This window comes from Bifidobacterium sp. ESL0822 (genome assembly GCF_052606675.1).
Map to the genome: position 1 here is coordinate 210834 of NZ_CP199596.1, position 24847 is coordinate 235680.

Consider the following 24847-nt stretch of genomic DNA (forward strand, 5'->3'; position numbering starts at 1 on the left):
GGACAATCGAAAGTATGTCCAAGAACGCGAAGAAGTCCCGGGGTGTCGGGGATTTGTCAGGCCTGGGCCGTTCCATTCTTTCCGCACTGGAGGGATTGGTAGGCTCCTCTCGGCCGACCACGGGGGATCGTGGGGATCGTCCCCTGGATTCTTCGGTGGCCGACATGGTCAATCTGATCAACAGGACGGGACGCCATCCAGATGATCGTCAGATGCGCGAATTTCTGGCCTCCCACAGCCGTATCCTGGGTATCGCGGTCAAGCGTCGGCTTTTTCCTCGTCTGCAGGGCGTGCCCGAGGGGTTGACGTTGGGCTGGGTCCAGTGGCCTGATGCGCCCGGCCGCGGCTTCGCGCTGGGGATTTTCACCGATCGTCGTCACTTTGCTCAGATTGCTCTGGCCGACGACCATGGCCGGGTCTTCATCGGCGAGCAGAGCCGGATGGACCTGCAGAACATGGAGCCTGCCTTCTTGCTGGGCAGGGAGGAGGAGGTGACCCTGGCCGATGGTCGTCGGCTGGGCCGCGATCCGGATCAGGATTCGGGTCCGGTCCGTGCCCTGCAGGGTGCCGTAGCAGGCCGTGACGAGGCCGGCCACATGCGTTGGCTGGCCTCCTGGCTGCGAGCCGATGGCCGCTATTCACTTGAGCAGCTGCGTCCATTGCTGCCTCCGGAGATGCGCCTGGATCTGGAGTACCGGGATGCTGTGGCCATTGCTTTCTTCGCTGCATACCTGCTGCCGCGCATCCAGGGAACCTTCACCGGGTTCGGCTCGGGCAACATCTTCTACAGGCTCAACAGGGAGGCGCCCATGGGAGCCATCCGACGCAGCGTTGGTGACATGATTCAGGCACGCTCCCACGGACAGCGGGTCTCCGGTCTGGAGGATCTGTTCGCCGACCTGATGCGCGAGGCTGGGGCCCTATCGCCCGTCTCAGGCCTTGAGGCCGTTCATGGGGCCGAGCCCTTGCATCTGTATGCTTCCTCTTATTCCGGCGCCTACTTCCTGAGCTGGGACAATGGACTGGAGTTCACCGCCGCCCTTGCGGCCCTGCGCATCGAGGGCAATCTCAACAGGTTTGCCGCCGTCAGCGCCTGGCTGGAGCGCAATGCCCGCCTGGGAACGCTGCCCACCGAGGACTCGATCAACCGCGTCCAGGCAACCCGGCTGGATCAGGCGCTTTTGGATGATCCCGCCATTGTCGCCTTGCTGCGCCCGGGGGACTATCCGGTTCGCTTCGACCCCCTGGAGGACGACGGGCTGACCGCTATCAATGCCATGGTCGACAAGGCTGCGGCGACCGCCGTCATGGTGCGTCAACAGGCTCCCCAGGCGCTGCCGGTGCGAGCGGACGGCCAAGGTCAGGAGCCGGTGCGATCCGAGTGGGTCTACCGGCAGACGCTGTCCATGCTGATGCGATCCCTTCGGCTGCCCTTCCGTTTCGACGTGGAATTCAGATCCAACCTTGCCCAGGGGCAGGTGGCCCTGGCTTTCACTGCTGCTGGGCGCACCATGATGCCCTCCAGCCGCTATGAGGACCAGTCCCGTGCCTGGCGGGACCTGGACGAGGGCGAGCGGTCCGCCATGAGCGCTGACTACAACCTGCGCGTCGGTCTGATGATGGCCGCCCTGGCCTTCGGGGCGGATCCGGCCGTGCGTGAGGTCAGCCTGCAGATCGACTCCATCGGTCTGGAAGAGGCTGTAGATCAGCAGAACTCGGCTATCAGGACCATGATGGGACAGGCCCTTGAGGCCTTCGAGCGCATGCGTTCAGGCGAGGTGGCCCCAACTGGGTCCAAGGCTGATCCCAAGGATGGCGACGTGCATGGCGATCCCACCAAGCCCATTGCCTCCAGGATGGTTCCTGGGCAACAACAGGAAGACGGGGAGGACAAGGCCGAGGACCAGGGCGAAAAGGAATCCGTGGACCGTGAGTTCAAGGATCTCATGCAGGGCGTGGACCTTGACTCTGCCGCCTTTGCGCCGCCGCCGTCGGCCAACGGGTCCGATGCGGATGAGTCGGCCGCTGATGATGCATCGCAGGAGGATGTCTCGAATGATGATGCCTCCGCGGGTCAGACCGACGACGACGCATCCCAGAATCCGCTCAGCGCTCTGCAAAGTAATCCGACCATCCGCACCCTGGTCTCGGTGGTCTTCAGCAGGGAGCTCTTCCTCTCCCGCATCCGTTCGCAGGGTCTGAAGGATCCACGCGCCATCTACCGCTTCTTCGACGCTGCCATGCAGGTGGATACCCAGGGCGGGCTCAAGCCCACTGAGGCCGGGTTCGACATGCGCGATGACCGCTTCAGCCCCCATGGCAGCCAGGAGGAGCCCGAGTTCTCCGAGGTGGCCTTTGCCGACAAGTCTGCCAAGGCCCTGGGCGCAGATAAGGCAGTGGATCTGTCCATTCAGCGTGCCGACCTGCTGCAGAGGGCTGTAGGCGGTTTCCATCAGCTGGCCTCGGATCGGAGCATGACTTCGGCAGCCAAGGCCCAGGAAGCCACAGGCATCATCCAGAGCATCGGCGACCCTGAGCTGGAACAGCTGGCCCCCCAGGTCGCCAGCGCCATGATCGATGGCACCCCTGTTCCGGACTTTGACTTCTCACTTTCCTCCCAGCTGGACAAGGAGCGCGTCAAAGCCCGAGATCTGCTCTTCTCCGGCGGCGCGGCCCAGGGCATACAGGTCGAACAGGACGCTATCGCTCACCTGGATGCAGTCTTCGCTGCCAAGGGCCAGGTACCCCGCTACTTCAACTCATATGCCGAACGGGTGGTCTACAACCGCCTCTTCGCCACACCGGGGGAGCGGACCCTGCTCATTCCTGACAACCTCTTCTACGCCCACCTGGAGATTGCCGATCTGCTGGCCCAGATCAAGGAGGACCAGGCAGCCCTCAAGCATCTGAACGCCATGGTGGCCTATGCGCCCGCCTACCCGCTCTCCCACCTGAAGCTGGCTGTCATGCTGGCCAACCGGGAGGACTGGGATTCGGCCCGGGCTGCCACACTCAATGCTCTGAGGGTGGCCCTGGACCGGGACGATGCCTCTTTCGCCTACTATCGCCTGGCCTATGCCTCATGGATGCGCGACGAATTCGACGTGGCTGCAGCGGCCTACCTGATGAGCGAGCACATCAGTCCCGACCGGATACCAGCCCTCAAGAGTGAGCTGGCCGAGCTGCAGGCCAGGGCCCGCTCCCAGTGCGTGGTTCTGCCTGAAGACCACAGGCAGGCCCGACGGGTGCTGGCAGAACACGGCCTGCCGGTCTGGCCTCACACCGAAGTGGCTTCGATAGTGCGCCAGGCCGCGCGCATCTGTGTGGATGGTGGGCTCTTCGTCCCGGCCCGAACACTGACAATGGCGGCCGCAAGGATGAACGACGACGATAATGAAGGTGTTGATGTGGTACAGGCACAGTTCATGAGGTCGCTCAATGCATGACAGAAAAGCTCAGAAAGATGCTCAGCAAACCAGTGATGAGGGCGGGAATACCGATTCCAGGCCCAGGCCGGGCACTGACCGATGGATAGCCTCCCTGCAGCCCGACGATGCTGATGCCATGCGACTGGGGGAGCTGGACCTTGATTCTCTGGGAGCCCAACAGGCCCAGCGTCTCTGGTCCAGGCTGGCCGCCTGGGTGGAGTCCGACCAGGTCGCCTACTACATAGACGATGCGCCGGTCTCCTCCGACGCGGCCTATGACGCCAGAATGCGCTGCCTGCAGGAGCTGGAGTCCCGCTTCCCCAGTCTGGATACCCCCCAGTCGCCGACTCACCGGGTCGGGGGGACCTTCTCCAACGACTTCGCCTCAGTCCGTCACCCCTCTCAGATGCTCAGCCTGGATGACGTCTTCAGTGTCGCCGAGCTGCGCCAGTGGTATGACGGGCTTCGCAACGAGCTCGACTGGCCGCCGGCCAAGGCCCTGCCTATGACCAGCGAGGTCAAGATAGACGGCCTGGCCCTCAACCTCCTCTACCGCAACGGGGTTCTGGAACAGGGTCTGACCAGGGGGGACGGCGTCACCGGGGAGGACATCACCCTGAACGTCAGGACCATTGCGAGCATTCCGCAGAATTTGTCGGGGCCGGCCCGCGACATCCCCGAGTTCGTGGAGGTCCGTGGCGAGGTCTTCATGCGGTTCGACGACTTCAACGCCCTGAACGAGCAGCAGGAGCAGGAGGGCAAGACGCCCTTTGCCAACCCTCGCAACGCCGCCGCCGGGTCCCTGAGGCAGAAGGATCCGCGCATCACGGCCAGCCGCCGTCTGAGCTTCTACGCCCATGGCCTGGGCTCCCTGAGGTGGGGCCCGGCCCATCCCAAGGGGACCCACGACGAGGTCATCGACCAGTCCCAGGCATACGACCTCTACAAGCAGTGGGGAATTCCGGTCTCCCCCCACAACCGGGTCATCACCTCCTTCGACCAGATTCTGGACATGATCGACTATTACGGCCAGCACCGTAATGACATCGAGCACGCCCTGGACGGCATCGTTGTCAAGCTCCAGGACCGGGATCTCCAGCGCAGGCTGGGAGCCACCTCCCGTGCCCCCCGCTGGGCCGTGGCCTACAAGTACCCGCCGGAGGAGGTCAATACCAGACTTCTGGACATCACCGTCCAGGTGGGCCGGACCGGGCGGATCACCCCGGTGGCTGTTCTCACCCCGGTCACCGTGGCAGGGTCCACGGTCTCCAGGACCACCCTCCACAACGCATCCGAGGTCAAGCGCAAGGGCATTCTGATCGGGGATACGGTCGTGGTCCGCAAGGCGGGCGATGTGATCCCCGAGCTGGTCGGACCGGTTATCGAAGCCAGGAAGGGGCGTGAAAGGGATCTGAGACCCTTCGTCATGCCTGAGACGTGCCCCAGCTGCGGTGCCCGGCTGGCCCCGGCCAAGGAGGGCGATGTGGACATCCGCTGCCCCAATGTGGAGTCCTGCCCGGCCCAACTGACCGAGCGGATCATCCACATGGCCTCGCGAAAGGCGCTGGACATAGAGCATCTGGGGGAGCAGAGCGCCATAGCACTGACCAACCCCGATGAGAACCGGCCCGATTCCGTGGAGGTCTACGCTCCCGGTCTGCGTGAGGTCCTGGTCGACCAGGGAGGCCAGGCAGCCCCCTACCAGCCGGACCCGGACCTGAAACTTCCATCTCGTCAGGAACCTGTCCTGACCAGTGAGGCGGGCCTGTTCGACTTGAAAGTGGAGGACCTGCGCCAGGTCTATGTCTGGCGTGAGGTTCCCCTGATGGAGCGGGTGGAGGTCGAAGGCCGGCAGGGAAGTGCCACAACCAAGCGTCGGACAGGCGGCAGCGGCCTCTGGTACCGTGTGCCTGCCTTCTATAACCTGCCCAAGAGCGCTCAGGCTAGCCAGGGCGAGCGGGCCATGAACAGCCATGAGACCCAGGTCCAGGAGGCCGCACTGGATAGTGCGGATGCCCAACCCTCCAGGAACACCCTGCAGATGCTTGAAGAGATCGACAAGGCCAAGCATGCCGACCTGTGGAGGGTCCTGGTGGCCCTGTCCATCCGGCACCTGGGACCGACCTCGGCCCGGGCCATCGCCACCCGTTTTCCGTCGCTCAAGGCCGTGGAGGAGGCCAGCGTGGAGGACCTGTCCGAACTGGACGGTGTGGGCCCCGAGATCGCGCACTCCATCCACGACTGGTTCCAGGGCGCCCGCCAGCCCGACGACTGGCGTGGACGCATCCTGGATGCCTGGCAGGCAGCCGGGGTGGGCGCCCACGTCGAGCGCAGCACCAAGCCGCAGACCCTAAAGGGAATGACCGTGGTGGTCACCGGCAGTCTGGAGGACTTCTCCAGGGACTCCGCCAAGGAGGCCATCGTGGAACGCGGCGGCAAGGCCTCTGGATCCGTCAGCAAAAAGACCACCTATGTGGTGGTGGGCGCAAACCCGGGTTCCAAGGCCGACAAGGCTGAGAGCCTGGGGCTACCCATCCTGGACGAGGCGGCCTTCCACCGTCTGCTTGACACCGGCGACCCCAACCCAGCCCAAGGTTGATAGTGACATTCGCAATATCCGACCAGCCGCGCCCTAGCAGCAGATGGCTGGGCGCGATATGGTGACGGCATGGAACAAGTAGAGCATCGCAAGGAAGGGACCCGGGATCTGGAGGAGCTGCCTCGAAGAATCAAGGGGGAGGTCTATGAGCGGCTCAGCCGGGTCATCGATCCAGAACTGGGTCGATCCATCACCGATCTGGGCATGATCACTGACATCATTGTCGAGCCGGCCAGGGATGCCCAGGCCGACTACGAGGTGACCGTGCGGGTCGAGCTGACCATCAAGGGATGCCCGCTGTCGACCACCATCACCAACCAGATCAACGGGACCGTGACCTCCTACCCGCGAGCCCGGCTGCGTCCGCATATCGATGTCTCCTCCATGAGCCGGGAGAAGCTGGACAACCTGGTGGCCGACCTCAAGGCCGCCCGGCGCAGCAATCCCTTCTCCAAACCGGGCGTCGGCACCCGCATCTTCGCCATCGCCTCGGGCAAGGGGGGCGTGGGCAAATCCTCTGTGACCGTCAACCTGGCGGCCACGCTGGCTGCCCTGGGCTATGACACGGCCGCCATTGACGCGGACATCTACGGATTCTCCCTGCCTGGGCTCTTCGGCGTACACAGCCGGCCCACCAACTTGCACGGCATGCTGATGCCGGTGACCGCCTGGGGGGTCAAGCTGATCTCCATCGGCATGTTCGCCGGGTCGGACCGGGCCATCCTCTGGAGGGGTCCGCGCCTGCAGCGCTCGCTGGAACAGTTCCTCTCTGATGTCTGGTGGGGTGACCCCGATGTACTCTTGCTGGATTTGGCTCCAGGCACGGGGGACATGGCCCTGTCGGTGGCCCAGGCCCTGCCCAACAGCCGTCTGATCGTGGTCACCACTCCCCAGCCCTCGGCCTCACAGGTGGCCGTGCGTTCAGGGCTGGTGGCCCTCCAGCTGCCCACCAAGGTCCAGGGTGTGATTGAGAACATGTCCTGGTACGAGCACAATGGCGAGCGGCTGCGCATCTTCGGTCAGGGAGGTGGCCAGCGTGTGGCCGACCAGCTGACCCGGGATCTGGGGTATCAGGTACCGCTGCTGGAGCAGCTTCCCCTGCAGACCGACCTGCGCGAATCGGGGGAGTCCGGCCGGCCGGCTGTCCTCAGATCAGACGGCTCCCTGGATGATTCGCCGCTGACCAAGCGATTCGTGGACCTGGCCAAGACCCTGATGGCGGGTTCGGAGCCTGGCGATGCCCGTCGGGCCGCCGGTGAAGACTGACTCTACACGAGAACCGCCACTGAAGAGAGGACTCAGTTCGCTGGACTGGCCACTGTAGAAATGCCTTCTCGGCCATCCTTTGGATTAGCCAACTTCCAAGTTTTTAATTCAGTGCCGTGCCTTGTCCAAGACTACAAGGCGGCCGGGCTCTTCCGGCTGGTGATCTGCCGCGAGGGGATGGCCAGGAACCAGGGGACAGCCAGCACGACCAGGCCGATGGCGCACATGGCCAGGAAGGGAATGGCCTCGTGCCCGGCCAGGATGTAGGAGGCGAACATGGGTCCCACAATGTAGCCCAGGGATGCGGCTGTGTTGAGCAGGCCGAACATGCGCCCGCTGAACGATGGTCCGGCCAGCTCGGCGGCAACCACCGGCTGGGAGATGCCCATCATGACCTCGCCCAGCCCGAAGATGGTGATGCCCAGGGAGGCCACACTCAGGGCACCGGGGGTGGAATCCAGGCGCAGGCCCAGGACGATGATCACCCAGGCCGCAGCCCAGAAGACCGGCACGGTGCGCAGCAGGCGCACATGGTTGGCGTCCTTGAGCCGGGGCAGCAGCACGATGTTCATGATGACCACCGAGAAAGTGTTGACCACGTCCACCACCGACAGGGACCAGCGGGGGATGTGCGGATCGGAGATCAGGGTGGTGACCAGGCCGGCGTCGAACTGGGAGTAGCCGAACAGGTCCATGAAGAAGGTTCCCATGGTCAGCAGGGCCATTGAGGCCAGCACCCTGGTCAGGGAGCTGGTCCGTCCCCCGAAGGTGCCGTTGATGGTCATGCTTTCTGTGCTGTCCGGCTTGCTTGTCTGCAGGGCGCGGGTTGTCTCTGCGGATTCCTGGACGACCACTCGCTCTGCCTGGGCCTTGAGCTCAGCAGTCAGCCGGCGCAGCTGCCAGTGTCGTTCGATGACCAGCAGGGACAGACTGAGCAGGGCGAACCCCAGGGCCCTGCCGCCGAAGCCAATGCGGTAGAGGAAGTCCTGACCACCTGCGGCCAGCAGTCCGCCTACAGCCGCCCCAAGGCCGATGCCCAGGTTGAGCTCGGCCTGGTTGATACCGTAGACAATCCGATGCTGCTCCCTGGTGGAGATCTGTGTCAGGATGCTGGCCCAGGAGGTCTGCATGCCCATCCCCAGGCCCGAGACGAAGGCACCCGCGACTGCTGCCCGGTAGTCGTGGGCCATGGTGAAGATCAAGGGGCCGATGACCGAGAAGATCATGGCCGTGTGCATGGCCAGCCAGGAGGAGCGACGATCCGAGACCCAGCCGATGATGGGGTTGGAGATCAGGGACCCCACCGAGCTGATGGTCACCAGGAGGGCAGCCTCACTCATGGTGGCGCCCAGGGAATGGGTGGCGAAAAGCAGCTCGATGGGCATGACCAGGCCGATGCCGAAGTTGCACATGAGGTCCACTATGAGCATGGCTCGCAGATATACGGGCAACTCCATGAACTCACGCAGCCAGCGCATCGGTTTCCACCTCCATCGGATCCGTTTTATGCCTGCACATCATTTTGTCCCGACTGCTGCCAGGATGCCGGGGCTGGCGTGTTGCCATCAATGGGCGGATGCAGATGGTCGTGATAATACAAAAAGGCCCGACCCTTCAGCAGGAAGGATCGGGCCCTATGCGACCTGGCCGGCAAGCCGGCGTCAATCGTTATGCGAACTCAGATGTGGAAGTAGAGCTCGTACTCCAGGGGGGTGGGGGCCAGACGGGTCTGGTCCAGTTCACCGCGCTTCAGGTCCAGCCAGGTCTGGATCAGGTCATCGGTGAAGACGTCGCCCTCGCTGAGGAAGTCGTGGTCCTCCTCCAGAGCGTTGAGGGCCTCCTCCAGGGAACCGGGGACCTGCTTGATTTGGGCGTGCTCTTCCGGAGGCAGCTCGTAGAGGTCCTTGTCGATGGGGGCCGGAGGCTCGGTGTGGTTGAGGATGCCGTCCAGTCCTGCCATCAGCTGGGCCGAGAAGGCCAGGAAGGGGTTGCAGGAGGGGTCAGGGGCGCGGAACTCGATTCTCTTGGCAGCCGGCGAGGTGCCGGCCAGGGGGATGCGGATGGCCGCCGAACGGTTCCGGGCCGAGTAGACCAGGTTGACCGGGGCCTCATACCCGGGAACCAGCCGCTTGTAGGAGTTGGTGGAGGGGTTGGTGAAGGCCAGGACGGACGAGGCATGCTCGATCAGGCCGCCCACATACCAGCGGGCGATGTCGGAGAGTCCGCCGTAGCCGTTCTCGTCGTAGAAGAGGGGCTTGCCATCCTTCCAGAGGGACTGGTGGCAGTGCATGCCGGTTCCGTTGTCGCCGGCGATGGGCTTGGGCATGAAGGTGGCCGCCTTGCCGGCCAGAGCGGCGGTCTCGTGGACTACGTACTTGTACTTCATCAGGTCATCACCCGCATGCAGCAGGGTGTTGAAGCGATAGTTGATCTCCTGCTGGCCGGCGCCGCCCACCTCGTGATGGGAGCGCTCCAGAATCAGCCCCACCTTCTGCAGGTTGGCAACCATGTCATCGCGCAGATCCTGGTAGTGGTCGATGGGCGGTACGGGGAAGTAGCCCCTCTTGACACGATTCTTGAAGCCGATGTTGTCGGAGCCGTCCTCCTCGACATCCACGCCCGAGTTCCATGGGGCCTCGATGGAGTCGACCTCGTAGAAGGATCGCTGCATGCTGTTCTCGAAGCGGACCTTGTCGAAGATGAAGAACTCAGCCTCGGGGGCGAAGGAGGCCGTGTCGGCTATGCCGGTGGAGCGCAGGTAGGCCTCAGCCTTGGCGGCGATCTGCCGGGGGTCGCGTGAGTAGGGCTCGTCAGTCACCGGGTCCACGATGGAGAAGGCCACATTCATGGTGCGGTGGCGGCGGAAGGGATCCAGGTAGGCGGTTTCAGGGTCCGGAATCAGCTTCATATCGGACTCGTTGATGGCTTGGAATCCCTGGACGGAGGAGCCGTCGAAGGCCATGCCGTCTGTGAAGGCATCCTTGAGAAATTCGCTGGCTGGGACCGTGAAGTGCTGCTGGACGCCGATCAGATCCGTGAACCTGACCGAGACGTATTCCACGCCTTCTTGGTTGATCACAGCTTCGCAATCGGCCTTTGATTTCAGTTCTCTCACTGAACTGCTCCTTTCCTGGAAAACCATAACGGTCACTCAGTCTAGGGGACCGCTTTTTTCGGCAATGCACCGCTGAGGTTACGGGGGTGTTTCATGCGAAGGTCCCGGCGCCTCCCTGAGGGAGATGCCGGGACCTTCAAAAAACATCAGCGCCCGCGCATGGCCTTGCGGCTGACGTGTATCTTGGTCGGGTCGATGCCCTTGGGCATACCTAGGGCGCTCTGACGCTTTTGCAGGGTGACCAGCCTGTCGTTCAGGGTCTCCAGCTCGGTGGCGGTCAGTTTGACCTTCTTCTTGATCACAGTGCGCTGGAGCTTGTTGAGCGGGACCTGGTCCGGTCCGCGGCCCACGCTGATTCGGTAGATGGGGATGGCCGATCCGCGGGTGATGCGGCGGATCTTCTCCTCTTCGCGGTTCATGGCCTTGTTGACGCGGTTGTAGTCACCTTCGGCTATCAGATAGACTCCGGTACGGCCAGTGCCCCTCCAGACGGCATCCTTGGTCTTGGCATCGATCCAGACGGGTTCCTGGGGGAAGGAGAAGCCTGCCTTGGAGATGCCGCTCAGCACGGCGGCGGCAGCACCTGGACGGCCCTCCATCTTGGCGTAGCCGACCTTGTCGGAGCGTCTGGTCAGGGTCATGGTGGCCAGGAGCAGGCCGAGCATGATGCCCAGAAGCACAGTCAGTATCCAGGACAGCCAGCCGAAGTGGGCCAGCAGGCAAATCACCACTGCTATCAGTGTGGGTACCAGAATTGCTGCGGTCAGCAGCCAGGGAAGGGTCTTGTCCTCTTCATAAGTGAATTGGTAGATCTTGGCGATCTGGCTGATCGTGCTGGTCTTCTTTTTTGCTTTTTTGCCCTTGGTGTCCTCTGTAGCCATGCCATCCTCACTTGGAAACGTTCACTGGTTGACCAGTCTACCGCATGCCTACCGCATGTTCAGGGGTCTGCCGTCGGCCTTGAGCAGGGCCTCTCCAATGGCTTCCGAGAAGGTGGGATGGGGATGGATGAGGCCGGCCGCCCGGTGCAGGGGGATCTGGTTGCCCACCAGCTGCTGGGCCTCGGCGATGTTCTCGGAGGCCTGAGGGGATACCATCTCGAGACCGACCACCATCTGCTTCTCCATATCGGTGGCTTGGCAGGCGGTGATGAGGCTGAGGGTGCCCTGCAGGCCGCTCATGCGCATGCGCGAGTTGGCCATCATGGGGTAGATGGTCTCCTTGACCTGGTTCAGCGATGGATCGTCCTCGGCCTCCTGGCGGCTGAAGCCTACAGCTGCGGCCTGGGGGGAGGAGAAGACCACGCGGGGGATGGTGGCCTCGTTGACCGGCTCGGGATCCAGACCGGAGGCGGCATCAGCCAGGGTGATGCCCTGTTGGAAGGCCCTGTGGGCCAGATGGTGACCCGGGGTGATGTCGCCCAGGGCCCAGACCCGGTCGCGGCTGGTGCGTCCCTGTGAGTCGGTCAGGACCTGACCCTGCTCATCCAGGTCGATGCCCAGCTCCTTCATATGTTTCGGATCGGTGTTGGGGTCCCTGCCGATGGCGACCAGAACCAGATCAGTCTCGATCTGTCCCGATTGGCCCTTGTCGTCGGTCGGCTGGTAGTCGACCTGAATGCCTCCATCTGCGGGCAGACGGTGTCCGCCCGAGCAGCGGGCATGGGTGACGATCTGAATTCCCTGTCGCTCCAGCTCCCTGGTCATGATCTGACCGGTCCGACGACCCCAGTGGGAGAGCACCCGATCCCGTCTGACCATCAGGGTCACCTGGCAGCCGGCTTGGTTCCAAATGGTGGCGAATTCCAGGGCCACCGCACCTGAGCCGATAATCAGGGCCCGGCGGGGGAAGGGCTTGAGAGTCAGGGCCCGGTCGGTGTCGATGACCAGATCACCGAAGGGAAGTTCTTCCAAGGCCCGGGGATGAGACCCGGTGGCCAGGATGGTGTCGCAGGTGGTCAGACGGGTTCGATTGCCGTCATCGGCGGTCACCTCCACAAGGCCGTCGCCGACGATGCTGCCGCGGCCGTGCAACACGGTGATGCCACGTTGCTTCAGCAGGCTCGACAGGCCGCCGGTCATGGCGTCCACCATCCGGTCCTGATAGTTCTGAAGTTTCTGGTAGTCGATGCTGTATGACGCCATATTGATGCCCATGGCGGCCCCAAGGCCGGCCTGTTCGAGAACCTGGGTAGCGGTCAGCAGGGCCTTGGTGGGGATGCATCCGCGGTTCAGGCAGACGCCGCCAACCACAGGGTCCTGTTCGACCAGGGCCACCCGTCCGCCCAGCTCCGCTGTGCGCAGGGCCGTGGCATAGCCGCCTGGGCCGGATCCGATGATGATGGTGTCGTACTGGCGGCTGTCGGCATCCCATGGGTCAAGAGACTGTGTGCCGGGTTGGTTGATCGATTGCTGCATATCAATCCATGCTAGCCGTACAGGCTGGGAGAATGAAGACCATTCGCAGAATGCGGTGTGACCGACCTGCAGGCCGGAATATCAAAACAATCGGCTGTCGCTAATCGGCTGTCACTTGGGCCAGTGTCCACGCTTGCTCTGGTTGGGCTTGGGAACCCTCCAGCGCCGGACCATCATGGCCCGCTGCCATGCATAGGAGGCTGAGCGTGATCCCTTGGCCACCGAGCGCTCGCCGAACCTGTCGATCAGCAGGCGCTTGAGCTTGCGCCACATCAGCCAGGTGTCGACCAGGGCTACAATCAGATAGGCATATAGAAGGATGGTCACTGCCATGGTGAAAGTGGCATAATGCTGCGGACCCACAAACATGCCCATCAGAGTGGCCACGAACATGAGGATGATGGCCGGGAAAATCCATTCCAGCAGATTGAAACGGGCATCCACATAGTCGCGGATGTAGATCCTCCAAGGCAGGCGCTCCGACTTGGGCATGTGGTCGATGTCGCCGGTCCTCATGGCCTCGTACTGAGCGTCCTCACGGGCTCGGATCCGGGCCTTGGCGGCCTTGCGCGAGGCCTTGCGGTCCTTGGGGACCAGCGGACGCAGGTTCCGGGCCTCGGCCTGCTTGCGCTTGGGTGTGGGGCGTCCCTTGCCTTGTACATCCTCCGCAGAGGCCGTCTGGTCCGCCTCCGCCTCTTTGTCCCGACGATCCTTGCGTGAGAAGGGGTTCCATGTCATGCGAACAGGTTACGGTGACGCCTAGACTCGCAAGCATTGATTCGCAAGTAATAATTAGGAGGTAACGATGGCGGAACTGGGGCTGGAGACGATCCGCACACGTGTCCAAGACGATAGGAGCAGGGTCGTCGATCTGCTCAAGGACAAGATCGCACTGGCTTCGGTCTCGGCCAAGGGGATCACCGGAGACCACATGCGGCGCTCGGCCGACTATGTGGCCGGACAATTTAGGCAGGTGGGCGTGGACGCCCGGGTAGTCCAGGCCACCAATCCGGACGGCACCCCTGGAGCCTTCGAAGTCATCGGATCCCGGCAGGTGGATGCCAATGCCCCAACCGTTCTGCTCTATGCCCATCACGACGTACAACCGGTGCCTGACCCCTCCCAGTGGTCTACTGATCCTTTTACCGGCGTTGAGAAGGAGGGGCGGCTTTATGGACGCGGGTCAGCCGACGACGGCGGTGGTATTGCCATCCACTCGGGTGCCCTCCATGCCTTGGGCAAGGACCTGCGCGTCAACGTCAAGGTCTTCATCGAAGGGGAGGAGGAGATGGGTTCGCAAAGCTTCATCCCCTTCCTTCAGGCTCATCGGGACGACTTCGCCTCGGATCTGATCATCGTGGCCGACTCGGGCAATTGGTCGGCGGACACCCCAAGCCTGACCACCTCTCTGCGAGGGAATGCCGACCTGGATGTCACGGTTACCGTTCTGGAGCATCCGGTCCACTCCGGCCAGTTCGGCGGGCCCATCCTGGATGCCAACACCTTGGCCGCCATGCTGATTGCCTCCATGTATGACGACCAGGGTCAGCTTGCGGTGCCCGGCCTGGAGGGTGGACAGCCTATCGGCGGCCTGCAGCGTGACCTGGATCAGGCCCAGCTACGTGCGGACGCCGGCGTGCTTGACTCCTACCAGCTGGCTGGAACCGACTCCCTGGCCTCTCGGCTCTGGACCAAGCCAGCGGCGGCCGTGATCGGCTTCGATGCCCACCCGGTGGAGGGCTCCTTCAACGTCCTGGCCGATAAGACCCGCTTCCGCATCTCCCTGCGTACTGCGCCCACCCAGCGGCCCGAACAGGCTGTGCAGGCCCTGGCCGATTTTCTGGTCGCCCATGCTCCTCAAGGGGCCAGGGTGGAGGCCACGCCCAGCGACTTGGGCATGGGATGGGCCATGGATGCCGACAGCCCGGTGGTCCGGCAGGCCGAGGAGGCCATGCGGCAGGCCTTCGGACGCGACCCGGTCAACAAGGGCGAGGGCGGATCCATCCCCTTCATCCCCGAGCTCAAGCGGCTCTTCCCTGATGCTCAGGTCCTGGTGACCGGTCCCGAGGATCCCCAGTCCAACGCGCACAGTCCGAACGAGTCCATCTCCCTGCAGGGGCTGGTCGATAACATCGTCACCGAGGCCCTGCTGCTGGACTCCCTGGGTGAGCGTCAGAACTGATTTTTGGCCACGGCCTGTTCTAGGGTTAAAGGTGACACGGGGGCCGTATGCCTAAGGGCGTGCGGCTGAGAGGAGGCTCAGCCTCAACCGGACGAACGTTTACCGGGCAATGCCGGCGCACGGATGTCACTGGACCCGTGCCTGAACGGGATGGCGCTCATAGGGAGCGCCCCGAGGAAAGGCACAAGATCATGACCGATGGTCATTTCATGAACAATACCGTTTCCGGATCAGAGCCGGAGTCCGAGCGGACTCCGTCCCAGGTCAGGATTCCCTCCAAACGGTGGAGGGTGGTGGATATCGCCGTCGCCTCGGTCATAGGGGTGGCCTCCGCCGTCATTTACTGGGTGGTCGCCATGGTGACCACCATTCCCTGGTCCTTCCTGGACGGGGTCGTGCCCGGTCTGGGTGGCATTCTCAACGGTCTCTACCTGTTTGCCGGCCCACTGGCCTCGGTAATCGTACGCAAGCCGGGAGCGGCCGTCTATGCCGAGTTGGTCGCAGCCATCCTGGAGTCGCTGCTGGGCAGCCTTTGGGTGCCTGTGGAGACCATACTGATCGGTCTGCTGCAGGGCTTCATGGCTGAGCTGGTCTTCATGCTGCTGCGTTACCGGCGTTGGAACATGTCCACGGTGGCACTATCGGGCGCTGCAGCTGGTTTCGGCTGTTGGCTCTACTCCTTCTGCACGCACCTGCAGGCCATCAACCTGACCGGTCCCTACGGGGTGATCTATCTGATAGCCACCTTGATTTCGGGTGCTCTGATCGCCGGAGTGCTGGTCTGGTACCTCTACAAGGCCATCGCCGCAACCGGGGCCCTGGACCGCTTCGCCTCCGGCCGCGATATTCGTATGGCCGGGAAGTAGAGGTCCGGGCGTGGACCAGAGCATCCAGGACAACCCCTACCGCCCCGCAGCCTTGGAACTGCGTGGCTGGGGTTATCGGCATGCCTATAGGAACCACTTCGCCGTCAGGGATCTCTCCCTAAGCATTCCTGCGGGTCAGCGGGTGCTTCTGCTGGGGGCCTCCGGCATCGGCAAATCGACCATCCTTGAGGGTGCGGCCGGCTTGCTGGGCGATCATGCCCCGCAGAGCGGCCAGGATCAGGTTGAGGATGATGAGGGCGGGGTGACCCAGGGTCAGGTCCTGATTGACGGCAATCCTGCCGTATCCAGCCGGGGGCGTGTGGGCCTGGTCCTGCAGGATCCGGATGCTCAGGCCATTTTTCAACGGCTTGGCGACAACGTGGCCTTCGGGCCAGAGAATATGGGGCTGCCTCGCGAGAAGATCTGGCCACGGGTGCGGATGGCCATGGCCGAGGTGGGTTTGGCTGACCTGCAGCTGACCCGGTCCACCATGCACCTGAGCGGAGGGCAGATGCAGCGTCTGGCCCTGGCGGGTGCCTTGGCCATGCAGCCTGGGCTGCTCCTGCTGGACGAGCCCACTGCCAATCTGGATCCGGTCGGTGTCGAGCAGATTGTCGATGCCGTCAGAAAGGTCCTGGACCGGCAAGGTTCCACCATGGTTCTGGTCGAACACCGGGCAGGGCCTTGGATGGACATGATCGACCGGGTCATCGTGCTTGGGCTGGGTGATGTTGAAGGCGATGCCGGCGGTTCGGGTGCTGCGGTCTATCGCAAGACCGTGATCATGGCCGACGGCAGTCCCGAGGAGGTCTTCACAGATTCCGGACTGGATCTGGCCTCCCTGGGCATATGGGTTCCCGAGGCCCATAGGGGCGCCAGTGATTCGCTCCCTGAGCTCGGCCAGGAAAGGATCAGATCCGGGCAATCAGGTACCGGCCAGAATGAACATCCCGTCCTGCTGGCCGCTCAGGATCTGGCGGTGGGCCGTTGTGGCAAGGCGGTGGCCGAGCACATCGATCTGGAATTCAGGGCCGGGCAGGTTACTGCCCTGGTCGGAGTCAACGGAGCCGGCAAGTCCACTTTGGCCATGACCCTGGCTGGCCTGCTGGAGCCGGTGGCTGGTTCGGTCCTTGCCCAGGATCGCCTGCTTCGGGGACCCCAAGGGCAGATGCCTGCGGAGTCCGAGCCCATTCGGTGGACCTCATCCCAACTGGCGGCACGCATCGCCTATGTTTTTCAGAATCCAGAGCATCAGTTCGCCCGGGGCACGGTCCTGGATGAGGTCAAGCTGGCCCCCATCCGTACCGGCATGACCGAGGACCAGGCCCAGGCCCGTGCCCTGGAGCTGCTGGACCGCTTCAGCCTGAGGCAGTATGCGCGCGCCAACCCCTACACGCTCTCGGGCGGTGAGAAGCGACGGCTGACCGTGGCCTCGGCCCTGGCTGCCGCACCCCAGGTGCTGATTCTTGACGAACCCACTTTCGGGCAGGACAGGAACACCTGGGTCAGCATGGCCCAGCTGATTGCAGACCTGCGCGACCAGGGAGCCTGCATCATCCTGGTCACCCACGACCGGGAACTGGTCCAGGCCCTGGATGCCCGCCTGGTGGAGATGACGTCCCCAGGGGCCCAGAAGGCAGTCTGGCCTGCAGCCGGGTCAGATTTGCAGGCTCCTCAGGAGACTGTTGCTGCCAGACTGACCGTCACACCCATGGATCAGCGGAACGAGCCGATCAAGCCGGCCAGCCGGTCACCATACATAGCCTCCATCAATCCGGCCTTCCGTCTGATTGGGGCCTTTTTGGCGGCTCTGCCCCTGCTGATCAGCCTGGACCCGGTCTCGGCCACGACGGCCCTGATCCTGGAGTTCCTGTTGCTGGGTGCGGCAGGCTTCACGCCCCTGCGCGTGGTCAGATCCACTTGGCCCATCTTCCTGGGGGCGCCGGGTTCGGCCCTGGCGATCATCCTCTACGGCAAGAGCGGCGGTGCCACCTTCTGGCAGTGGGGAATGATCCACATCACCCAGCGCTCGCTGGATCTGGCCCTGGCTACTGCACTGCGGATCCTGGCCATCGGAATCCCTGCCATCATCACCGTGTTGGGAATAGATGCCACCGACTTGGCCGATGCCTTCAGCCAGGTGCTCCATCTGCCTGACCGCTTTGTCTATGGCGGGCTGGCCGGCATGCGGCTCTTCACTGTTCTTAAGGATGATTGGTCGTCTCTGACCGCCTCGCGCCGCAGTCGTGGGCTGGGAGACGAGAACCGCTTCAAGGCTTTCATGCCCCAGGCTTTCGCCCTGCTGGTTCTGTCCATCAGGCGTTCGACGACTCTGGCCACGGCCATGGAGGCTCGGGGCTTCGGCGGCATCACGCCGCGCACCCATGCCAGGGTCTCCAAGGTCAAACCACGTGATGTGGGCTTCCTGCTCATATGTCTGTCTGTGCCTGCAATCTCACTGACTGTGGCTGCGTTGACCGGCTCCATCGCCTTCTTCGGCAACTGATCCGCCAGGTTTTTCCGCAGGCTCCAGCTATAGAGGAACCCCGGCCCTTTTCACCTCCCGCAGAGAGGGGGAAAGGGCCAGGGTTCCTCTGTGTTTGGAAGCGCTGGCCTCTTACCTGGCCAGAGTGGTGTTGATGTTGCGCACCTCGTCGAAGCGCTTGGAGGCATCCTCCCAGTTGACGATGTGCCACCAGGCCTTGACGTAGCTGGCGCGGTCGTTCAGGTACTCCAGGTAGTAGGCGTGCTCCCAGAGGTCCAGCAGGACCAGCGGGAAGATGGTGACGGGCAGGTTGCCCTGGTGGTCGTACATCTGCAGGGTGACCAGGCGCTCGCCCAGGGTATCCCAGGCCAGAACGGCCCAGCCGGAGCCCTGGATGCCTGCGCACATGGACTCGAAGTAGGTCTGGAAGCCCTGGAAGGATCCGAACTGATCCTCGATGGCGGCCTTGAGTTCGCCAGTGGGCTCCTGGCCGATGGCCGGGGCCATGTTCTTCCAGAAGATGGAGTGGTTCTTGTGTCCGGCCAGGTTGAAGGCCAGGTTCTTCTCCAGCAGGTTGGACTGAGCCACGTTGCCGGACTCGGCGGCGTCGTGGATCTGCTCCAGGGCCTTGTTGGCCCCGTTCACATAAGCCTGATGGTGCTTGTCATGGTGCAGTTCCATGATCTTGCCGGACACGTACGGCTCCAGTGCCGAGTAGTCGTAGGGCAGATCAGGAAGTGTGTATACGGGCATATCGTCTCCTCACAATGATTCTGGCCAAGCCAGATGTGCCATGGTCGGTCTGCGCCATACCAGCTATGGACGTGGTCGACCCGACCGGTTCTTTTACCCTAGCCCCTTGTTCGCCAAGCACAAGGGGTGAGGACCTTTCTTTCAGTGAAATTTCCCACAGATGTGGGTTCATGAGGATCCCTCAGCAGTGCTCTCGGCTGCCGGGGCTAAAGTTGTGCCCATGCGCTTTGATGACTCCCTCCTCGACAATCCACGTGCCCAACGAATTCGTCGCCTGGCTGAACTGCAGGATCGGCGGGCCCGGCAGCGTCATGGCCGCTTCCTGATAGAGGGGCCGCAGAGCGTGCGCGAGGCGGTCCGCTGGCGTCCCGATCTGCTGACCGACCTCTATATTCAGGCGGATGAGTCCTTTCCTGTAGCCCAGGGCGGTCATCCACGACCGCTCAACGAGACCGTGGGTGCCATCATGAAGCAGGCCCGAGAGCTGTCTGACTGCTATGGACACTTCGTCTCGTCCCGGGTCATGCGTGCCATCAGCGGCAATGCCCAGGGAATCCTGGCCCAGGCGCGTATTGATGGATTTTTGGCCCAATCGACAGATCTTGAGGATCCCCGGCACTTCACTGGTGAGGGGCCCGACCTCGTGGCAGCCTTCTGGCAGATTCGTGATCCAGGCAATGCTGGCACTGTGATCCGCACCGCTGATGCCGCAGGCTGCAGAGCGGTCATTCTGGTGGACCAGTGCGTGGAACCCACCAATCCAAAGGTCATTCGCTCCACAGCCGGATCGGCCTTTCACATACCCATGATGAGCATGAGCACAGAGGACTTCCTGGCCCTGTGCAGGCGGCAGGGCCGGACCATGGTGGCCGCGGATGTCTATGGCACGCCGGACAAACCGGTCCGCTTCCTGACAGACCTCATGGCGGGCGGTGCCCAGGCCAAGCCGGACCTGGCTGGTCAGCCCATGGCCCTGCTCTTTGGCAATGAGGCACGCGGATTGCCCAAGGAGTTGTTGCAATCCATGGATCAGATCGTCCGCATCCCTCTATATGGGCGGGCTGAATCCCTTAACCTGGCCACCTCGGCGGCGGTGCTGCTTTATGCCATGGCCATGTCGAGTCGTATTGAAAGAATGTGAAGGCGTCAACGACCGGGATTTCCGCTGATTTGCGGCCCGGACACGGCATTGGCAACAGTGGAAAGGTCCATGGTGGCACAGGTAGAATTCGACCCCGCGGCGATGACCGACGAGGTCAACGAGGGCATCGGCAGGATTCGAGAAGCCTCCGATCTGGAAGAACTCAAGGCGATCAAGGCCCGGTATGCGGGGACAGGTTCAGCCCTGGCCGGATCCGGCCGGATGATCGGAAGGCTGCCAGCGGATCAAAAGAAGACCGCCGGCCGCCTAGCGGGCAAGCTCAAGGCTGACTTCGGTCGTGCCTACGGGCTCAAGGAGCGGCAGCTGCGCCAGGAGGAGGAGTCCCGCCGCCTGGCCGCCGAGCAGGTGGACATGACACTGCCGGTCAACCGCCGTCCCCAGGGTGCCCGGCACCCGCTGTCCAAGCTCATGGAGGACGTGGAGAACTTCTTCGTCTCCATGGGTTGGAGCATCGCCCAGGGCCCCGAGCTGGAAGCCGAGTGGTACAACTTCGATGCCCTCAACTTCGGTCCTGATCATCCTGCCCGCCAGATGCAGGACACCTTCTACGTCAAGGGCAGCCAGGCCAGGGATGCCGCCGGTTTCGTCGGTTCCAACATGGTCATGCGCACACACACTTCGCCAGACCAGGCCCGTTCCCTGATAACCCGCGGCGTGCCGCTCTACGTGGCTTGCACGGGCAGGGTCTTCCGCACCGACGAGCTGGATGCCACCCACACCCCGGTCTTCCACCAGTGTGAGGCCATCGCCGTCGATGAGCACCTGACCATGGCCGACCTCAAGGGCACCCTGGACAAGCTCGCCGTAGCCATGTTCGGCCCCGAGGCCCGGACCAGACTGCGTCCCTCATACTTCCCCTTCACCGAGCCCAGCGCCGAGATGGACCTCTGGTTCCCCGACAAAAAGGGCGGCCCCGGATGGATTGAATGGGGAGGCTGCGGCATGGTCAACCCCAACGTTCTGAGATCGGCCGGTGTGGACCCGCAGCGCTACTCAGGCTTCGCCTTCGGTGTGGGCATGGAGCGCACCCTGCTCCTGCGCCACGACATCAACGATATGCACGACCTGGTCGAAGGCGACGTGCGGTTCAGCCAGCAGTTCGAGATGGGGGAGTGACCGTCAGATGCCAATGGTAGATATCGACTGGCTCAAGGAGCATGTGCAGGTCCCTGAGGATCTGACCTATGAACAGCTGGCCAAGGACCTGGTCCGGGTCGGTCTGGAGGAAGAGGACATTCACCAGTCCACGGTGACCGGCCCCATCGTGGTCGGCTATGTGGTGGATGCCGAGCCCGAGCCCCAGAAGAACGGCAAGACCATCAACTGGTGCCATGTGGATGTGGGCGAGCAGTACAATGCCGTGGACGACCAGGGTCACAAGGTGCCCCGGGGCATCGTCTGCGGGGCCCCCAACATGGCTGCGGGCGAGAAGGTGGTGGTGACCCTGCCGGGGGCCGTCCTGCCCGGGGACTTCCGTATCGAACCGCGCAAGACCTATGGCCACATCTCGGATGGCATGTGCGCCTCCGAGCGCGAGCTGGGGTTGGGGTCGGATCATCAGGGCATCATCCTGCTGCGCAATTACGGGTTCACCCCCGAACAGTACGAGCAGCTCAAGCCCGGGGACGATGCCATGGCTCTGCTCCATATGAACAGGCCTGTCCTGGAGATCAACATCACCCCCGACCGCGGCTATGCCTTCTCCTACCGGGGGGTTGCCAGGGAATATCACCACTCCACGGGCGCCGAGTACACGGATCCGGTGATTGAGCTGAACAAGACCGTGCCGCCCTCCGCAGCTCAGGAGGATCAGGCTCCGCTGGCCGTGCATGTTGAGGATGAAAACCCCATTCATGGTCAGCCCGGCTGTGACCGATACTATCTGCGGGCCTTGACCGGGTGCGACCCCAAGGCGGCGACTCCCAGCTGGATGCGTCGGCGGCTGGTTCGGGCCGGCATGCGCTCCATCAGCTTGCCTGTGGACATCACCAACTACGTCATGCTGGATCTTGGACAGCCCCTGCACGCCTACGATCTGGACAAGCTCAGCGGGCCCATCGTCGTCCGCAGGGCCAGGCAGGGTGAGCATCTGACCACTCTGGATGGCAAGGATCGCGAGCTCAGCACCGAAGATCTGCTCATCACCGACTCGCCCGAGGGGCAAGAGGGGTCCCGCATCCTGGGACTGGCCGGAGTCATGGGCGGCCTGTATGGGGAGGTGACCGATCAGACGCGTAACATCCTGATCGAGTCCGCCCACTTCGACCAGGTCACCATCGCACGGACGGCCCGTCGCCACAAGCTGCCCTCCGAGGCCTCCAAGCGCTTTGAGCGCGGGGTCGATCCGCAAATGCAGCCGGCTGCCGCAGCCATGGCCGCTGATCTGCTGCATCGTCTTGCCGGTGGCCAGGACCTGGATGCCCCACTGGACATGAATCAGACCAAGCCCATGCCGATCATCGACTTTACAGTCAGCGAGGTGGCCCGGCTGACCGGTCTGGAAGTGGAGCCCCAGCGCATCGTGGCCATACTGCGCGACATCGGCTGCACGGTCCAGGGAGATCCGGTCGGAAAGCTGTCGGTGATCCCGCCAACCTGGAGGCCCGACCTGGGCGAGGGTTGCGATCTGGTCGAGGAGGTGGCCCGCCTGGTGGGCTACGACCGCATCCCCGTCACCGTGCCATCACCCAAGGTGTCCGGAGCGGTTGGCCTGACCGATCGTCAGCAGCGTCGCCGTTGGGTGGCCGACACCCTGGCCGAGTATGGGCTGACCGAGGTTCTGGATTACCCATTCGTCGGCGACGATGATTTCAAGGCCTTCGCTATGGATCTTGACGAGGTTCATGTCAACAGTGTGGAGCTGGCCAACCCCATGGCCGCTGACAGGCCCTACCTGCGGCAGAGCCTGCTGCTGCCGCTGGCCAACACCGTGGAGCGCAACCTGCGGCGTGGCAACACGGATGTGCGTCTCTTCGAGATCGGCTATGTCTTCCGTCGCGACCCCAAGGCTCCTGCGGTCCCCACCCTTCCGGGCGGTGTACGGCCCAGTGATGAGGATCTGGCCCGCCTGGACCAGGGTCTGCCGGAGCAACGACTGCATGTGGCGGCCCTGCTGACCGGCCGTGCTCAGGAGGATGGCTGGCTTAAGGACACCAGAGACGTGGACTGGACCGATGCAGTCGAATCGGCTCGTCGGGTCCTGGACAGGCTGGGCGCCGACTATCGGTTGGAGCAGCCCTCGGCCGAGCAGGTGCCCGACCAGTGGCATCCAGGCCGTGCCGCCAGGCTGGTTCTCAATGACGGCACACTCGTCGGCATGGTGGGCGAGCTGCATCCCCGGGTTGATCAGGCTCTGGGCTTCCCTGCCCACTCGGCTGCCTTCGAGCTGAGCCTGGACATTGTGCTGGACCACCTGGACTACACCCCCCTGCAGGCCAAGCCGGTCTCGACCTTCCCGCCGGTCCGTCAGGATCTGGCCTTCACCGTGCCGGACACGGTCTCGGCCGCCGACCTGACTTCCGCCATCAGAGAAGCGGCTGGGTCTAGTCTTGAATCCATCGAGCTGTTCGACGTTTTCACTGGCGATCAGATCGGTGAGCATGCAAAATCGCTGGCCTTCGCAGTCACCTTCCGCGCCCCGGACCGCACCTTGACGTCCGAGGACAGCGAATCCCTGCGCCAGGCCATCGTGGACAAGACCGCTGGTCTGGGCGCCATACTGCGCGCCTGACCGGGCATCAAGGGGACCGAGGGACATGACGGATTCTCAAGAACAGGGCACAGCCGGTGGACCTGACCGCCAGGATCATGATGGAGGCGACCAACCCCTGTACGGCGCGCGTGCCGATCGTTATCCAGGATGGAATCCGTACATATACGGTCGCCCAGACCCGGAACCCAAGGCCAAGGAGTCCGATTCATCCCAGGGCAACCCCGCCAACCGGCCCATGCCCATGGCGGGGCAGCCGGCCCCTGGACGCGGCGGGAATCCCGGGAATCCTCAGGATCATCGCGGCACGCCAGGCTGGTATCCCCAGGGTATGCCCAATTTGAACGATCCATCCCAAAATCCGGTCTACGGTCACTGGGATCCCTGTGCGATCATCGCCTTCTTCATGGCCCTTTTCCTACCCATGCCTGTGATTCCAGCCCTGCTCGGTGGCATTTCCATGTATCGGACGCGTCGCCTGCATATGAAGGGCTACGGGCTGGCCATGGCTGCCCTGATCATCAACCTGCTCTTCACCTTGGCCTGGATCTGGCTGCTGGTCAACGGGATTTCCCTAAACGATTTCTACCAGCAGATGATGCCGTCGCCTTCGACGGGCGGGGGAGGCTCCGATGGCGGCGGTGTCAGCGCCTGAACTCTTAAGGTCCTGAGGTCTAGGTGCCGCCGGTATCAGCGAAAGATCCGGTACCTGTTGAGGCCATAGCATGCGTGCTGTGATTGAGGGTAGGGGAATCCTGGCTGCTATAGGCATGGGCGGCACCATTGATCAAAACGGTGATGACGATGACATTGTCATCCGTGGGGTTGTTGAGTGGCAGGTCTGCAAGGGTGGAGAGGTTCATTC

The 24847-nt window shown here is 63.3% G+C and carries 16 protein-coding genes and 3 pseudogenes; 12 read left to right on the top strand and 7 right to left on the bottom strand.

Going from position 1 to position 24847, the window contains the following annotated elements; genetic code table 11:
• Positions 1 to 14: 14 nt before the first annotated feature.
• From ACUIAF_RS00890 to ACUIAF_RS00900, 3 genes are all read left to right on the top strand, one after another.
• A complete protein-coding gene (locus tag ACUIAF_RS00890) occupies positions 15 to 3446 on the top strand; it encodes a tetratricopeptide repeat protein (protein WP_445338741.1) in 3432 nt (1143 codons plus the stop codon).
• Positions 3439 to 6027 carry an NAD-dependent DNA ligase LigA gene (gene ligA / locus ACUIAF_RS00895; RefSeq protein ID WP_445338742.1) on the top strand — a complete coding sequence of 863 codons (2589 nt, stop codon included), beginning with the start codon at positions 3439 to 3441 and terminating at the stop codon, positions 6025 to 6027. The genes ACUIAF_RS00890 and ligA overlap by 8 nt, the downstream gene beginning before the upstream one ends.
• 69 nt (positions 6028 to 6096) lie before the next feature.
• Positions 6097 to 7293, top strand: coding sequence for an Mrp/NBP35 family ATP-binding protein (locus ACUIAF_RS00900; protein ID WP_110425465.1), 1197 nt, complete (start codon positions 6097 to 6099; stop codon positions 7291 to 7293).
• Between the two features lie 131 nt (positions 7294 to 7424).
• Here ACUIAF_RS00900 and ACUIAF_RS00905 read toward each other — a convergent pair whose 3' ends face one another.
• The 5 genes from ACUIAF_RS00905 to ACUIAF_RS00925 form a co-directional block, all read right to left on the bottom strand.
• On the bottom strand, positions 7425 to 8771 hold the full coding sequence (locus ACUIAF_RS00905) for an MFS transporter (protein WP_445338743.1): 1347 nt from the start codon (positions 8769 to 8771) through the stop codon (positions 7425 to 7427).
• A gap of 200 nt (positions 8772 to 8971) precedes the next feature.
• Positions 8972 to 10408, bottom strand: a complete 1437-nt coding sequence (gene glnA, locus ACUIAF_RS00910; RefSeq protein ID WP_445338744.1) for a type I glutamate--ammonia ligase — start codon at positions 10406 to 10408, stop codon at positions 8972 to 8974.
• A gap of 146 nt (positions 10409 to 10554) precedes the next feature.
• Positions 10555 to 11289: a DUF4191 domain-containing protein gene (locus ACUIAF_RS00915; RefSeq protein ID WP_015022079.1), complete on the bottom strand. Its 735-nt coding sequence runs from the start codon at positions 11287 to 11289 to the stop codon at positions 10555 to 10557.
• A 48-nt stretch (positions 11290 to 11337) separates the two neighbouring features.
• Positions 11338 to 12825 (bottom strand): dihydrolipoyl dehydrogenase family protein, encoded by a 1488-nt coding sequence (locus ACUIAF_RS00920; RefSeq protein ID WP_015022078.1) that lies wholly within the window; start codon positions 12823 to 12825, stop codon positions 11338 to 11340.
• Positions 12826 to 12936: 111 nt separating this feature from the next.
• Positions 12937 to 13563: a DUF3043 domain-containing protein gene (locus ACUIAF_RS00925; RefSeq protein WP_110417371.1), complete on the bottom strand. Its 627-nt coding sequence runs from the start codon at positions 13561 to 13563 to the stop codon at positions 12937 to 12939.
• Between the two features lie 67 nt (positions 13564 to 13630).
• Between ACUIAF_RS00925 and ACUIAF_RS00930 the strand changes: the two genes are divergently transcribed.
• The 5 genes and pseudogenes from ACUIAF_RS00930 to ACUIAF_RS00950 form a co-directional block, all read left to right on the top strand.
• On the top strand, positions 13631 to 15007 hold the full coding sequence (locus ACUIAF_RS00930; RefSeq protein WP_445338745.1) for a dipeptidase: 1377 nt from the start codon (positions 13631 to 13633) through the stop codon (positions 15005 to 15007).
• 191 nt (positions 15008 to 15198) lie between these two features.
• Entirely contained in the window at positions 15199 to 15873 is a 675-nt protein-coding gene (locus tag ACUIAF_RS00935; RefSeq protein WP_232354034.1) for an ECF transporter S component, read from the top strand.
• 142 nt (positions 15874 to 16015) lie between these two features.
• Positions 16016 to 16396 (top strand): annotated as a pseudogene (locus tag ACUIAF_RS00940) (ATP-binding cassette domain-containing protein); the annotation flags it as partial.
• A gap of 504 nt (positions 16397 to 16900) precedes the next feature.
• Positions 16901 to 17293: pseudogene (locus ACUIAF_RS00945) on the top strand (ATP-binding cassette domain-containing protein); the annotation flags it as partial.
• 405 nt (positions 17294 to 17698) lie between these two features.
• Positions 17699 to 18379, top strand: a pseudogene (locus ACUIAF_RS00950) (energy-coupling factor transporter transmembrane component T family protein); the annotation flags it as partial.
• Between the two features lie 111 nt (positions 18380 to 18490).
• Here ACUIAF_RS00950 and ACUIAF_RS00955 read toward each other — a convergent pair.
• The gene (locus tag ACUIAF_RS00955; protein WP_015022073.1) at positions 18491 to 19111 is read right to left on the bottom strand and encodes a superoxide dismutase; all 621 of its coding nucleotides are present in this window, start codon (positions 19109 to 19111) and stop codon (positions 18491 to 18493) included.
• Positions 19112 to 19331: 220 nt separating this feature from the next.
• Here ACUIAF_RS00955 and ACUIAF_RS00960 point away from each other — a divergent pair, with 220 nt between their 5' ends.
• The 4 genes from ACUIAF_RS00960 to ACUIAF_RS00975 all read left to right on the top strand — a co-directional run bounded on the left by ACUIAF_RS00960 (position 19332) and on the right by ACUIAF_RS00975 (position 24637).
• Positions 19332 to 20252 (top strand): TrmH family RNA methyltransferase, encoded by a 921-nt coding sequence (locus ACUIAF_RS00960; RefSeq protein WP_181415621.1) that lies wholly within the window; start codon positions 19332 to 19334, stop codon positions 20250 to 20252.
• A 69-nt stretch (positions 20253 to 20321) separates the two neighbouring features.
• Positions 20322 to 21389 (top strand): phenylalanine--tRNA ligase subunit alpha, encoded by a 1068-nt coding sequence (pheS, locus tag ACUIAF_RS00965; protein WP_445338746.1) that lies wholly within the window; start codon positions 20322 to 20324, stop codon positions 21387 to 21389.
• 7 nt (positions 21390 to 21396) lie between these two features.
• Complete coding sequence (gene pheT, locus ACUIAF_RS00970; RefSeq protein ID WP_445338747.1) at positions 21397 to 24003, top strand: phenylalanine--tRNA ligase subunit beta; 2607 nt, start codon at positions 21397 to 21399, stop codon at positions 24001 to 24003.
• Between the two features lie 25 nt (positions 24004 to 24028).
• Positions 24029 to 24637, top strand: coding sequence for a DUF4190 domain-containing protein (locus ACUIAF_RS00975; RefSeq protein WP_445338748.1), 609 nt, complete (start codon positions 24029 to 24031; stop codon positions 24635 to 24637).
• A 19-nt stretch (positions 24638 to 24656) separates the two neighbouring features.
• Here the strand turns inward: ACUIAF_RS00975 and ACUIAF_RS00980 are convergent, their stop codons facing one another.
• A complete protein-coding gene (locus ACUIAF_RS00980; protein ID WP_445338749.1) occupies positions 24657 to 24845 on the bottom strand; it encodes a hypothetical protein in 189 nt (62 codons plus the stop codon).
• Positions 24846 to 24847: the final 2 nt, after the last annotated feature.